The organism is Streptomyces sp. NPDC030820 (assembly GCF_055572075.1).
Genome location: NZ_JBVIEB010000005.1, coordinates 168,221 through 181,050 on the forward strand (window position 1 = coordinate 168,221; position 12,830 = coordinate 181,050).

Annotated in this window: 9 protein-coding genes and 1 pseudogene; 6 read left to right on the forward strand and 4 right to left on the reverse strand. The window is 71.0% G+C overall.

Features of this window, described 5'->3' with window-relative positions; translation table 11 throughout:
• Nucleotides 1–5 precede the first annotated feature (5 nt).
• Genes ACZ418_RS15775 through ACZ418_RS15785 form a run of 3 tightly spaced genes read right to left on the reverse strand, consistent with a single transcriptional unit; the run spans nt 6 to nt 2,801 of the window.
• Nucleotides 6–917, reverse strand: coding sequence for an ABC transporter ATP-binding protein (locus tag ACZ418_RS15775; RefSeq protein WP_468362610.1), 912 nt, complete (start codon nt 915–917; stop codon nt 6–8).
• Nucleotides 914–1,831 (reverse strand): ABC transporter permease, encoded by a 918-nt coding sequence (locus tag ACZ418_RS15780; RefSeq protein WP_468362612.1) that lies wholly within the window; start codon nt 1,829–1,831, stop codon nt 914–916. Before ACZ418_RS15780 ends, ACZ418_RS15775 begins: the two co-directional genes overlap by 4 nt.
• Nucleotides 1,821–2,801 carry an ABC transporter ATP-binding protein gene (locus ACZ418_RS15785; RefSeq protein WP_468363199.1) on the reverse strand — a complete coding sequence of 327 codons (981 nt, stop codon included), beginning with the start codon at nt 2,799–2,801 and terminating at the stop codon, nt 1,821–1,823. The genes ACZ418_RS15780 and ACZ418_RS15785 overlap by 11 nt, the downstream gene beginning before the upstream one ends.
• Nucleotides 2,802–3,068: 267 nt before the next feature.
• On the opposite strand from ACZ418_RS15785, the gene ACZ418_RS15790 reads away from it, so the two are divergent.
• The 6 genes and pseudogenes from ACZ418_RS15790 to ACZ418_RS15815 all read left to right on the forward strand — a co-directional run bounded on the left by ACZ418_RS15790 (nt 3,069) and on the right by ACZ418_RS15815 (nt 9,128).
• A complete protein-coding gene (locus ACZ418_RS15790; protein ID WP_468362614.1) occupies nt 3,069–3,911 on the forward strand; it encodes a M24 family metallopeptidase in 843 nt (280 codons plus the stop codon).
• Between the two features lie 8 nt (nt 3,912–3,919).
• Nucleotides 3,920–5,674, forward strand: coding sequence for an SDR family oxidoreductase (locus tag ACZ418_RS15795; protein WP_468363201.1), 1,755 nt, complete (start codon nt 3,920–3,922; stop codon nt 5,672–5,674).
• A gap of 82 nt (nt 5,675–5,756) precedes the next feature.
• Nucleotides 5,757–6,203, forward strand: a pseudogene (locus tag ACZ418_RS15800) (MerR family transcriptional regulator); the annotation flags it as partial.
• Nucleotides 6,204–6,325: 122 nt separating this feature from the next.
• The gene (locus ACZ418_RS15805) at nt 6,326–6,874 is read left to right on the forward strand and encodes an RNA 2'-phosphotransferase (protein ID WP_468362616.1); all 549 of its coding nucleotides are present in this window, start codon (nt 6,326–6,328) and stop codon (nt 6,872–6,874) included.
• A 338-nt stretch (nt 6,875–7,212) separates the two neighbouring features.
• Nucleotides 7,213–8,115, forward strand: coding sequence for an LLM class flavin-dependent oxidoreductase (locus ACZ418_RS15810; protein WP_468362618.1), 903 nt, complete (start codon nt 7,213–7,215; stop codon nt 8,113–8,115).
• A 122-nt stretch (nt 8,116–8,237) separates the two neighbouring features.
• The gene (locus ACZ418_RS15815) at nt 8,238–9,128 is read left to right on the forward strand and encodes an HAD-IIB family hydrolase (protein ID WP_468362620.1); all 891 of its coding nucleotides are present in this window, start codon (nt 8,238–8,240) and stop codon (nt 9,126–9,128) included.
• Between the two features lie 6 nt (nt 9,129–9,134).
• Here ACZ418_RS15815 and cydD read toward each other — a convergent pair whose 3' ends face one another.
• Nucleotides 9,135–12,782, reverse strand: coding sequence for a thiol reductant ABC exporter subunit CydD (gene cydD, locus ACZ418_RS15820; protein WP_468362622.1), 3,648 nt, complete (start codon nt 12,780–12,782; stop codon nt 9,135–9,137).
• Nucleotides 12,783–12,830: the final 48 nt, after the last annotated feature.

The window sequence follows — 12,830 nt, forward strand, 5'->3', positions numbered from 1 at the left end:
GCCTCCTACGCCGCGACCAGATAAGAGAAGACGGACTCCAGGGACTCGTCGGACGGCGAGACCGTGAGCAGCCGGATGCCGTGGTCCCGGGCGACCCGCGGCAGCAGAGCGGTGAAGCGGCCGAAGTCGACGGCCTGGACGCGCAGCGCGCCCTCGGTCACATCGACCTCGATGCCGGCCGTCGAGGGGTCGGCGATCAGCGCGGCCGCGAGGGCGCGGTCGTCGCTGGAACGGACCAGGTAGCGGTGCGGGCGGTCGGTCATCAGCCGGCGGATCTTGCGGAAGTCGCCGCTGGCCGCGTGCCTGCCTGCGACGACGACCTCGATGTGCCGGGCCAGCTGTTCGACCTCTTCGAGGATGTGCGAGGAGAACAGCACGGTGCGGCCCTCGTCGCCCATCCGCCGCAGCAGATCCATCAGTTGCATGCGCTGGCGCGGGTCCATGCCGTTGAACGGCTCGTCCAGCAGGAGCAGCGACGGCTCGTGGACCAGGGCGCTGGCCATCTTCACGCGCTGCCGCATGCCCTTGGAGTACGTGGAGATCCTCCGGTCCTGCGCGTACTCCATCTCGACCGTCGCGAGGGCGCGTTGGGCCGCCTTGGCGCCGAGACCGTGCAACTCGGCGTTGGCGACCACGAATTCGCGGCCGGTGAGGAAGTCGTACATCGCCTCGCGCTCGGGGACGATGCCGATGTGCTTGTAGATCTGCTCGTTGCGCCACACCGGCTGTCCGTCGAGGGTGACCGTGCCGGTGGAGGGGGCGAGGAAGCCGCCCATCATGTTGATCAGCGTGGACTTTCCGGCGCCGTTGGGTCCGAGCAGGCCGGTGACGCCGGGGCCGATGGTCATGGTGATGTCGTTGACGGCGACCACGTTGCCGAACCAGCGCGAGACGTGGTCGATGCTGAGCGTGGTCACATTCCCACCTTCTTGTAGCGGCGCATCAGCAGGCCGTAGCTGCCGGCGATCAGGGCGAGCACGACCAGGACGTAGACCACGCCCTGCCCGGTCGAGGGGCTGACCGCTCCGGGGTTGCGGGCGATCGCGCCCAGGAAGGCCGACTGGACGCCGTCGATGAGGGTGACGGGCGAGAACAGGCCGATCCAGGGGATGGCGGAGGTGTGGTTCTGCACATTGGCGATGGCCTGGAGCGTGGAGACCGCGCCGTAGGAGATGATCAGCACGGCGATCACGGCGGCGATGCCGAAGCCGCGGCGCGGGGTGACGGCGGCGATGACCAGGCCGATGCCGGCGAAGAGCAGGGAGAGCAGCGCCACGGAGACCAGTCCCTCGGCGAATTCCTTCGTCTGGTGGGCGAAGCCCAGCTTGGCCAGCAGCGCGCCCACGTACATCACGAGCAGGGGAGCGGCGGTCAGGATGAAGATCGCCGAGGCGAGCGCGGCGAACTTGGCGCGTACGTAGTCGGCGGTCTCGATGGGCCGCGAGAAGTACAGCGGTACGGTCTTGAAGCGCAGGTCGCGGGAGACGGCCTGGGGTGCCTGCGCGGCGACGTACAGGCTGATCACGGCCTGCAGCATGATCGCGTAGCGGGTGTAGGCCACCGGCAGTTCGTGCGCCTTGGTGAAGACCGCGACGGCCACCATGATGGCAGCGGGCACGCACATCACGGCGAACAGCAGCATCGGCAGCACCTTGGTCTTGGCCGAGCGGCCGAGGCCGTAGGCGCCGCGCAGGGTCTGCGCGTACAGGGAGCGGCGGGCGTAGGCGCGGCCGAGCCGGGGGCCGTCGTAGCCGCGGTAGCCGATGTCGTGGATGCGGGTCTGGTCGCCCGCGGGTGAGGTCAGGGGCTGCACGGGGTGCTCAACCGCCATGGCCGACGGCCTCCTTCCGCTGGTCGTCGTCGCTGTGTTCGGCGCTGCTGATGAACACCTCGGAGATGTGGTGCCGGCGCTGCTCCATGCGGACCAGGCCGAGGCCGAGTTCGGCGACGACGTCCCGGACCAGGTCGTACGTCTCCTCGCCCTGGGCGGTCAGCAGCAGGATGTGTCCGGCGCCGGGCAGTCCGGCGCCCTCGTTCTCGGTGTCCACCCCGCGCGCGTGGAGCGCGTCGCGGACCGCGCGGGTGCCGTCGGGGTGGGTGTCGCTGTCGGTGACCTCGATCGCGAGGGTGGTCGTGGTCTGGGTGAAGTCGGTGGTGGAGCTGGAGCGCAGGAGCTTGCCGCCGTCTATGACGACGACGTGGTCGCAGGTGCGTTCCAACTCGCCGAGGAGGTGGGAGGTGACCAGGACCGAGATGCCGAACTCGGTGTGGATGCGCCGGATCAGGCCGAGCATCTCGTCCCGGCCGACCGGGTCGAGGCCGTTGGTCGGCTCGTCCAGGAACACCAGCTTCGGGTCGTGGACCAGCGCCTGGGCGAGCTTGACCCGCTGCTTCATGCCCGTCGAGTAGCCGCCGATGGGGCGGTAGCGCTCCTCGTACAGACCGACGTGGCGCAGGGTGTCCGCGGTGCGCTCGCGGGCGGCGGTGGGCGGCAGGCCGGACATGCGCGCCATGTGGACGACGAACTCGGTGGCCGAGACGTCGGGCGGCAGGCAGTCGTGCTCCGGCATGTAGCCGACGCGCTCGCGGATGGCGCCGCCCTTGGTGGCGACGTCGAGGCCGAGCACCTCGGCGCGGCCCTCCGTGGCGGGGGACAGACCCAGCAGGATCTTGATCAGGGTGGACTTGCCGGCGCCGTTGGCTCCGACGAGTCCGGTCACACCGGGCCCGATGTCCACGGACAGCCGGTCGAGCGCGGTCACCCGGGGGAACCGCTTGCTCAGGCTTTCGGTCGCGATCACAGTCACGCCTACGACGGTAGTGATTCAGGCCACGCCGGTCGTCAGACCTCAGAGCCGTATTGGCGTCAGACCCAAGTATTACGGGGCCCTAGGGGATGCCACGCCTAAGGGTTACCCCGGGTTCTCCACAGCCCGTCACCCCTCCTATTGACGCCGCCTCTAACAACTGTCACATTCACCAGTGTCAAGTTACGGACGAGTACGGCGGTCCACAGACGAGTCGGCGCATCGACGGGACAAGTCGACGACGCGACGGGACGGGGCGGCATGACGACGGCAGTGAGCAGCGAACTCCCGGTGGACCTGCGGGGGTTCAGGCGGGTGCAGCGCCTCGCCTACGAGTGCGCGGAGGCGGTCGCGGCGCGCCTGGAGCCGGGCGTGACCGAGCGCGAGGCGGCGCGGATGCAGCGGGAGTGGCTGCGCGAGCGCGGGGTGCGGGACTGGTTCCATCTGCCCTTCGCCTGGTTCGGAGACCGCACGGCGTTCGTGAACTTCCGCATACCGCTGCAGTTCTTCCCCACCGATCGCGCCCTGGCGCCCGGGATGCCGTTCATCCTGGACATGGCGCCGGTGTACGAGGGATACACGGCGGACATCGGCTACTCGGGCTCACTCGGCGTCAACCCGGTGCAGGACCGGCTGATGACCGACCTGGAAGCGCACCGCGAGCTGATCCTGCGCGAGGTGCGCGAGCGGCGGCCGCTGCGCGAGATCTACGAGGACGTGGACCGGCTCATGGTCCGCCAGGGCTACGCCAACCGGCATCGCGCGTACCCGTTCGGCGTGATCGCCCACAAGGTGGACCGGGTGAAGCAGCGCCGCTTCTCCCTCCACCTGTTCGGGTTCGGCACACAGTCCCTGAAGGGCCTGGCCTCCGACGCGCTGCACGGCCACCGCGAGGGCTGGTCCCCGCTGTGGTCGCCGTACCGCTTCTCCGACCATCCGCCGCAGCCGGGCCTGTGGGCGGTCGAACCGCACCTGGGCTTCCGGGGTACGGGCGCGAAGTTCGAGGAGATCCTCGTGGTCACCGACTCGAAGGACCCCGAGGAGAGCGCGTTCTGGCTGGACGACGATCTGCCGCACGTGCGGCGCTGGGCGGAGGAGAAGTGACGGCAGACGTGACGCTGAAGGGTGCGCGGGAACGCCGGGTGGCGACCGGCGGGGTCGAGCTGTGCGTGGCCGAGCTGGGCGATCCGGAGCAGCCCACCGTGGTGCTGGTGCACGGCTACCCGGACAGCAAGGAGGTCTGGTCCGAGGTCGCCGTCCGCCTGGCCGACCGCTTCCATGTGGTCCTGTACGACGTCCGGGGCCACGGCCGTTCGACGGCGCCCGAGCCGCTGCGCGGCGGCTTCACACTGGCCAAGCTCACCGACGACTTCCTGGCCGTCGTGGACGCGGTCAGCCCGGACCGCCCGGTGCACCTGGTCGGGCACGACTGGGGCTCGGTGCAGTCCTGGGAGTTCGTCACGGTCGGCCGCACCGAGGGCCGTATCGCCTCCTTCACCTCGATCTCCGGCCCGTCCCTGGACCACTTCGGCCACTGGATCAACGCGCGCGTGCAGCGTCCGACGCCCCGCCGCGTGGGCCAGCTCCTCGGCCAGGGCGCCAAGTCCTGGTACGTGTACCTGCTGCACACTCCGGCCCTGCCCGAACTGGCCTGGCGCGGCCCGCTCGGCAAGCGCTGGCCGAAGATCCTCCAGCGGATGGAAAAGGTTCCCGGGGGCGGCTACCCGACCTCGTCCCTCCCCTCCGACGCCGCGCACGGCGCCTGGCTGTACCGGGACAACGTCCGCGCCCGGCTGCTCAGGCCACGCCCGGACGCGTACGCGCACGCGCCCGTGCAGATCATCACGCCCCAGGGGGACGCGTTCCTCTCGGAGCGCCTGTACGACGACCTGGAGCAGTGGGTGCCCCGGCTGACCCGCCGCACGCTCCCGGCCAAGCACTGGGTCCCGCGCACCCGCCCCGATCAACTCGCCTCCTGGATCGAGGAATTCATCGTGTCCGTGGCCGGCGGCCGCCCCGAACCGAAGGCCACCGGCCGCCACGCCGACCGGTTCGGAGGCCAGTTGGTCCTGATCACCGGAGCCGGCAGCGGCATCGGCCGGGCCACGGCGTTCGCCTTCGCGGAGGCCGGCGCGCGCGTGGTGGCCGTCGACCGCGACGCCGAGGCCGCCGCCCGCACCGCCGAGCTGTCCCAGCTGATCGGCGCGCCCGAGGCCTGGGCGGAGACGGCCGACGTCTCCGACGAGCAGGCGATGGAGAAGCTCGCGGAGAAGGTGCACCGCGAGTACGGCGTGCTGGACGTGCTGGTCAACAACGCGGGCATCGGGCTGTCGGGCTCTTTCTTCGCCACCACCTCCGAGGACTGGCGCAAGGTCCTGGACGTCAATCTCTGGGGTGTGATCCACGGCTGCCGGCTCTTCGGCGCGCGGATGGCCGAGCGCGGCCAGGGCGGGCACATCGTCAACATCGCCTCGGCGGCCGCGTTCCAGCCCTCGAGGGCACTGCCCGCGTACAGCACCTCCAAGGCCGCCGTGCTGATGCTCTCCGAGTGCCTGCGCGCCGAACTCGCCGGACAGGACATCGGGGTGAGCGCCATCTGCCCGGGCATCGTCAACACGAACATCACCGCGACAGCGCGCTTCGCCGGAGTGGACGAGGCGGAGGAGCGCCGCCGCCAGAAGAACTCGGCCCGCCTGTACGGCCTGCGCAACTACCCGCCGGAGAAGGTCGCCGAGTCGATCCTGGACGCCGTGGCCCGCAACAGGGCGGTCGTCCCGGTGACCCCGGAGGCAAGGGGCGCCCATCTGTTGTCGCGCGTCATGCCGGGGGCGCTGCGGCGACTCGCGCGCGTGGAACCGAAGTTGTAAGAGCTGCCGGGGGTGCGGGACCGCGTCGGGTAGGTCGGGCATGTTCGGGTCCCTTGGCAGGTGGCCGGGGTGGGGCCGCAGAAGCGGTTCCACAAGGGAGTTGAGGGGGCAAGTCGAGCACATCGCCGCCCGCTTCCTCGAGTTCACCACGGAGTACGTCTTGGCCCGCTACCTGGAGGATCCCGGCCATCGTACGGATGCGCACGCGGCGGAAGCCGCCTCACTGGTGCGCCGGCCGCGCCCGCTGGCACAGCAGACAGTGGACGCCTAACTTGCCTGCGGCATACGGGCGTTGGCGACCAGGCAGCTGCGCACACACCTCGGTGCGGAGACACCCGCGCAAGAGCCCTCCGGAGACCGTTGCGTCGCTCTGCCTGCCGCGACAATAAACGCTGTGGAAGGGCTTGTTGGGCGTGAGAGAGCTTCCGAGTTCATCGCCCTGGCGACCGAACGCGAGGTGAGGGCCCGTCCCTTGGACCGTATGACCTCAAGCGCTGGGGATCGAACGAGACTTCGCGAACCACCCTAATCTGCACGCGACTTGTCCACAGACTCGGCAATTCCCCTGTGGATAACGCCACTTGGTTGTGGATCAAACCTACGGAGTAAAAATAACCTGCGTGATCCATGTCTCTCCCGCACTCTGGACACATGGACGAAAGACGCACCGTGAAGGTGTCGAAGTACCTCTCCAGACATCTGCGCCACCAACCGGAGCGCATCGGGCTCACCCTGGATCCGGGCGGCTGGGTGGAGATCGACACGCTGATCGCCGCGGCCGCCGCCCACGGCTTCCGGTTCACGCGAGAGGAACTGGACCACGTGGTGGCCGCCAACGACAAACAGCGCTTCGCGATCGAGGGCAGCCGGATCCGCGCCAGCCAGGGCCACAGCATCGAGGTCGACCTCGGACTGCCCCCGGCGACCCCGCCGCCGTATCTCTACCACGGGACCGTCGCCCGCAACCTGGACGCGATCCGGGCGGACGGCCTCAGGCCCATGAACCGGCACGACGTCCACCTCTCCGCAGACCGCGAGACCGCCACCCGGGTCGGCGCCCGGCGCGGCCGCCCCGTCGTGCTCGCCGTCGACGCCGGAGCCATGCACCGCGACGGCCACATCTTCCACGTCAGCGCCAACGGCGTCTGGCTGACCAAGGCCGTACCCCCGCGCTACCTGCGCTTTCCGGAACCGCGCTGAATCCACGGCTCGCACTTGGCCGACCCCCGGCTGACACGGGCCCCGGTCTGCCGCCGTGATCCGTGGTATGGACCACTTGCCCGAGAATCCTGAGAAACCCGGACATCTGCCGACCACCGAGGCCGCCGTCTCCGCCCTGCGCGCCCTCGCCGCCCACTACGCGCGCGAGATCGAGGTGGCCCACGACATCGGCGCCGACCAGACCGTACGTCTCCACCCTGCCCGGCGACCGCACGCACAAGGAGTACGTCCCCATGGCCCTGCTCAGTCCGTGGCTGAGCAGCCGCACACGGTGACCGTTTGGTCCCTTGTCAGCGCGTCCGCTTACTCTCGGACGCATGAGTCTGCGTCTGAGCACCGTGATCCTGCCGTACCGCCGCTGGAGCGAGGGCGGCCGTTCGGCCTGGGTACGGGCCGAGCAGCTCGGCTTCCACACCGCGTACACCTACGACCACCTCTCCTGGCGCAGCTTCCGTGACGGCCCGTGGTTCGGCGCGGTCCCGACGCTGACCGCCGCCGCTGCCGCCACCGAGCGGCTGCGCCTCGGCACGCTGGTGACCTCGCCGAACTTCCGGCACCCGGTGACCCTCGCGAAGGAACTGATCTCCCTCGACGACATCTCCGGCGGCCGGATCACCCTCGGCATCGGCGCCGGCGGCACCGGCTTCGACGCAACGGCGCTCGGCCAGGAGCCGTGGAGCCCGCGCGAGCGCGCCGACCGGTTCGCCGAGTTCGTGCCGCTGCTGGACCGGCTCCTCACCGAGGACGCGGTGACACACGAGGGCCGCTTCTACTCGGCGCACGAGGCCCGGAACATCCCGGGCTGTGTGCAGCGACCCCGGCTGCCGTTCGCGGTGGCGGCCACCGGCCCGCGCGGCCTGGGGCTCGCCGCGCGGCACGGCCAGGCGTGGGTGACCACCGGCGACCCGAAGCTGTACGAGAACGGCACCCCGGAGCAGTCCGTCGAGGCCCTGCGCGGCCAGATCGCCAAGCTGTCCGAGGCCTGCGCGGACGCCGGGCGGGACATGACCGGCCTGGACAAGATCCTGCTCACCGGCTTCACCCCGGACCGCGCCCGGCCGCTTCAGTCCCTGGACGCCTTCGTGGACTTCGCCGGCCGGCACCGGGAACTGGGCTTCACCGAGATCGTGATCCACTGGCCCATCCCGGACTCCGACTTCGCCGCGGACGAGAAGGTCTTCGAGCAGATCGCCATGGAGGCCACCGCCCAGCTGGACTGACCGGCACGGCGGCGAGGACCATGCGTCCTCTGTGTCTCGCCTGTGCTGAGTTCCGTGTGTCTCGCCTGTGCGGAGTTCCGTGTGTCTCATCCGTGCGGAGTGGCGCACGGCCGTGCGGGCATATGCGCGAGAATGACCCGGTGACCTCAGCGACGACCAGACAGCCCGGTACCCCTTCCGCCGCCGTACGGCCGCGGCTGATCGCCACCGACCTAGACGGCACCCTGCTGCGCGACGACAAGTCGGTCTCCCCGCGGACCGTGGCCGCACTGGCCGCCGCCGAGGAAGCAGGCGTCGAGGTCTTCTTCGTCACCGGCCGCCCGGCCCGCTGGATGGACGTCGTCAGCGACCATGTCCACGGCCACGGCCTGGCGATCTGCGGCAACGGCGCCGCCGTGGTCGACCTGCACGGCGGCCCCGGCGCCCACCGCTTCGTGAAGGTGCGCGAACTGGCGCGCAAGAACGCCCTGGACGCCGTACGGCTGCTGCGCGAGGCAGCGCCCGGCACGGTGTTCGCGGTGGAGCAGACGTACGGCTTCCACCAGGAGCCGGACTATCCCAAGCTGCACATGGAGATACCGGACAACCTCCTGCCCGCCGAGCGCCTCCTCGCCCCCGACGGCCCGGACGCCGACCAGCCCGTGCTCAAGATCCTGGCCTACCACCCGGATCTCGACCCGGACGCCTTCCTCACCCTCGCCCGGATCGCGATCGGCGGCCGCGCCAACGTCACCCGCTCCAGCCCCAGCGCCCTGCTGGAACTGAGCGGCCCCGACGTCTCCAAAGCCAGCACGCTCGCCCTGTGCTGCGCCGAGCGCGGTATCTCGCACGAGGAGGTCGTCGCCTTCGGCGACATGCCCAACGACGTCGAGATGCTGACCTGGGCCGGCCAGTCCTACGCCATGGGCAACGCCCACCCGGACGTCATCGCCGCCGCGTCGGGCCGTACGGTCGCCAACAACGAGGACGGCGTCGCGGTGGTGATCGAGCAACTGCTCGCCGACCACTGCTGAAACGCCTCACCGCGCTCCGACCAGCGACTCCGTCTCCGCCTCCCGCCGCGCGAGCGCCCGCAGCGGCCCGTCCACCGCGAGAAGCTCCGCGTACGTGCCACGCTGGACGACCCGGCCCGCATCGAGCACGATCACCTCGTCCACCGCCTCGAGCCCCGCCAGCCGATGTGTGATCAGCAGCGTCGTACGGCCCCGCGTGGCGGCCAGCAGATCCGCGGTCAGCGCGTCGGCCGTCGGCAGGTCCAGATGCTCGGCAGGCTCGTCGAGGACCAGGACGGGGAAGTCGGCCAGCAGGGCGCGGGCCAGCGCCAGCCGCTGCCGCTGACCGCCGGACAGCCGGGCCCCGTGCTCGCCGACCAGCGTGTCCAGGCCGTCGGGCAGCCCGTCCACCCAGTCCAGCAGCCGGGCCCGGTCCAGCGCCCGCCGCAGATCGGCCTCGCTGGCGTCCTTCCTGGCCAGCAGCAGGTTCTCGCGCACCGAGCTGTCGAAGAGATGTGCGTCCTGCGCGCACAGCCCGACGAGCCGCCGTACGTCATCACCGGCCAGCGCGTACGCGTCCACACCGGCGAGCGTGTACGAGCCCTCCAGCGGGTCGAGGAAGCGCAGCAGCACCTGGGCGAGGGTCGTCTTGCCGGCGCCGGAGGCCCCGACCACCGCGATCCGCCGCCCCTCCTCCAGGGTGAGATCGAAACCGGCCAGTGCCTCTTGCCGCTGCCCCTCGTACCGTGCGGCCAGCCCCTTGACCACCAACGGGAACGGCGAGGCGGGCGCCTGCCGAGGCCGCTCGGGCTCGCGCACGGGCTCCGGAGCGTCCAGCACCTCGTAGACACGCTCCGCGCTCTGGCGCACCCGCTGCCGGTGGCGCACGGCGAGCGGCAGTCCCAGTACGGCCTCGAAGGCGGCCAGAGGAGTGAGGACGACAACGGCCATCGCCACGCCGCCGAGCCGGCCCGCGGCCACCGCCTGGGCGCCGAACAGGGCGGCCGCCGTGAGGGTCAGGCCAGAGATCAGCGCGGTGAGCCCGTCGCCGAGCGCGGTCACGGCGGCGGTACGGGAGGCGATCCGGGTGAGGGTGCCGTCGGCGCGCCGGGCCGCGTCCGTACGGGCGGGCAGCGCACCGGCGACGGTCAGCTCGGCGGTGCCGGTGAGCAGGTCGGTGACGCGGGTGGCAAGGGCGCCCCGGGCCGGGGCCAGCCGGCGCTCGGTCCGCCGGGCCACGGTCGCGGTGATGAGCGGGACGCCGACGCCGGCCGCCACGAGACCCACCGCAAGGGCGGCGCCCGCCTCGGGGAGCAGCCAGACCGTGAAGCCCACGGAGGCGGCGGAGACGACCACGGCTACCGATGCGGGCAGCAGCCAGCGCAACCAGTAGTCCTGCAGCTCGTCGACGTCCGCGACCAGCCGGGTGAGCAGATCGCCGCGCCGGGCGGTCCGCAGCCCCGCAGGCGCGAGTCGCTCCAGCCGTCGGTACACGGCAACCCGGGTGTCGGCCAGCATCCGCAGCACGGCGTCGTGCGACACCAACCGCTCGGCGTACCGGAACACGGCCCGCCCGATTCCGAAGGCCCGCGTGGCCGTCACCGCCACCATCAGATAGAGCACCGGAGGCTGCTGCGACGCCCGCGAGATGAGCCATCCCGAGGTCGCCATCAGCCCGACGGCACTACCGAGCGCGAGGCTGCCGAGCACCAACGCCCACACCAGCCGCCCCCGCCGCGGCCCGGCAAGCGCCCGAACCCGCGCCGGCACACGCCGAGACCGCGCCGAGGCCCCCGCGACCGAGCCACTTCCCAACGACCCGCGCAGAGCCACCGACGAGCCGATCCCCACCTGCCCCAGCCGAGCCCGCTCTGGCTCACCATCCGGTCCACCGAGCCCAGACGCCGAAGGGCCACCTTCCAGCTCACCGAGGCGGGTGGCGGGTGGGCGAGGACGGGGGTCCAGGGGGCGGAGCCCCCTGTCAGGCAGGCTGCAGCTCCGGGCACTCGACAACTCGGCGCTCAACAGCTCCGCGCTCGACAGCTCGCCGCTCTCCAGCCGCACCACCCGATCCGCAACCTCCAGCAAGGCCGGCCGGTGCACCACCAACAGCACCGTTCGACCCACCGAAAGCTTCCGTATCGCCGCCACGACCTCCGCCTCCGTCCCCCCGTCCAGCGAGGCCGTCGGCTCGTCCAACAGCAGCACGGGCCGGTCGGCGAGAAAGGCGCGGGCAAGAGCCAACCGCTGCCGCTGCCCCGCGGACAGCCCGGCCCCGTCCTCCCCGAGCACGGTCTCTGCCCCGTCAGGCAACGCATCCACGAACTCCAGTGCCCCGGCATCCCGCAGCGCCTGCCGTACGGCACGGTCGTCAGCCTCGGGCCGCGCCAGCCGCACGTTTTCCGCGATGGTCCCGGCATACAGATGCGGCCGCTGCGGCACCCAAGCGATCCGCGACCGCCACTCCTCAAGATCGAGTTCCGCGAGATCGGATGCCCCCACCCGCACTCGCCCCTCGCTGGGCGAGACGAACCCGAGCAGCACGCTGAGCAGCGTCGACTTACCCACTCCGCTCGGCCCCACCAAAGCGACCGTCTCACCGGGCTCGACGCTGAACGACACCTCCGTCACGGCATCCACCGAACGACCGGGGTAGCGAACAGTGACCCCCTCGAAGGCCACGGCGCCAGACGGAACCGCACCCGTGCCGGACGCCGGAACCGGCGTCCGCAGCACGCTGAAGATCTCCTCCGCGGCAGCCAGCCCCTCCGCCGCCGCGTGGTACTGCGCGCCGACCTGCCGCAACGGCAGATAGGCCTCGGGCGCCAGCACGAGGATCACCAGACCGATGTACAGATCCATGTCACCGTGCACGAGCCGCATGCCGATCGTCACCGCGACCAGGGCGACCGACAGCGTGGAGAGCAACTCCAGCGCGAAGGAGGAGAGGAAGGCGACTCGCAGGGTCCGCAGGGTGGCCTGCCGGTATTCGCCGGTGATCCGGCGGATGGACTCGGCCTGCGCCTTGGCCCGGCCGAACACCTTCAGCGTGGGCAGTCCGGCGACCACGTCCAGGAAGTGCCCCGACAACCGTGACAGCAGCCGCCACTGACGGTCCATCCGGGACTGGGTGGCCCAGCCGATCAACATCATGAACAGCGGGATGAGAGGCAGGGTGCCGACAATGATCGCCGCCGACACCCAGTCCTCGGTGACGATCCGCGCCAGCACCGCCACCGGTACGACCACCGCGAGCCCCAACTGCGGCAGATAGCGCGAGAAATAGTCATCGAGGGCGTCGACCCCGCGCGTGGCCAGGGTCACCAGCGAACCGGTGCGCTGCCCGGCCAGCCACCCGGGACCGAGCGCCGCCGCCCGGTCGAGGAGCCGCCCCCGCAGTTCGGACTTCACCGCCGCGCTCGCCCGATGGGCGGCAAGTTCGGTGAGCCATGCGACAACCGACCGGCCCACGGCCACGGCGGCCAACAGCAGCAGGGGAGTGCGCAGCTCGGCGACGGACTGCCCGTGCTGGAACGCGCCGACGACGACCTCGGCGATGAGCATCGCCTGGGCGATGACCAGCCCCGCACCGACGGCTCCGAGAGCGACGACCGCCACGAGGAAGAAGCGCGTGGCGCGGGCGTACCGCAGCAGACGTGGATCGATTGGTTTCACGTGAAACGTGCCCTTCGGTCCAGAGGGTGTGTTTCACGTGAAACACCC

Coding starts and splice junctions, on each gene's coding strand:
- ACZ418_RS15780 (WP_468362612.1), bottom strand. CDS start 1,831: ATGGCGGTTGAGCACCCCGTGCAGCCCCTGACCTCACCCGCGGGCGAC.
- ACZ418_RS15790 (WP_468362614.1), top strand. CDS start 3,069: ATGACGACGGCAGTGAGCAGCGAACTCCCGGTGGACCTGCGGGGGTTC.
- ACZ418_RS15805 (WP_468362616.1), top strand. CDS start 6,326: ATGGACGAAAGACGCACCGTGAAGGTGTCGAAGTACCTCTCCAGACAT.
- ACZ418_RS15810 (WP_468362618.1), top strand. CDS start 7,213: ATGAGTCTGCGTCTGAGCACCGTGATCCTGCCGTACCGCCGCTGGAGC.
- ACZ418_RS15815 (WP_468362620.1), top strand. CDS start 8,238: ATGCGCGAGAATGACCCGGTGACCTCAGCGACGACCAGACAGCCCGGT.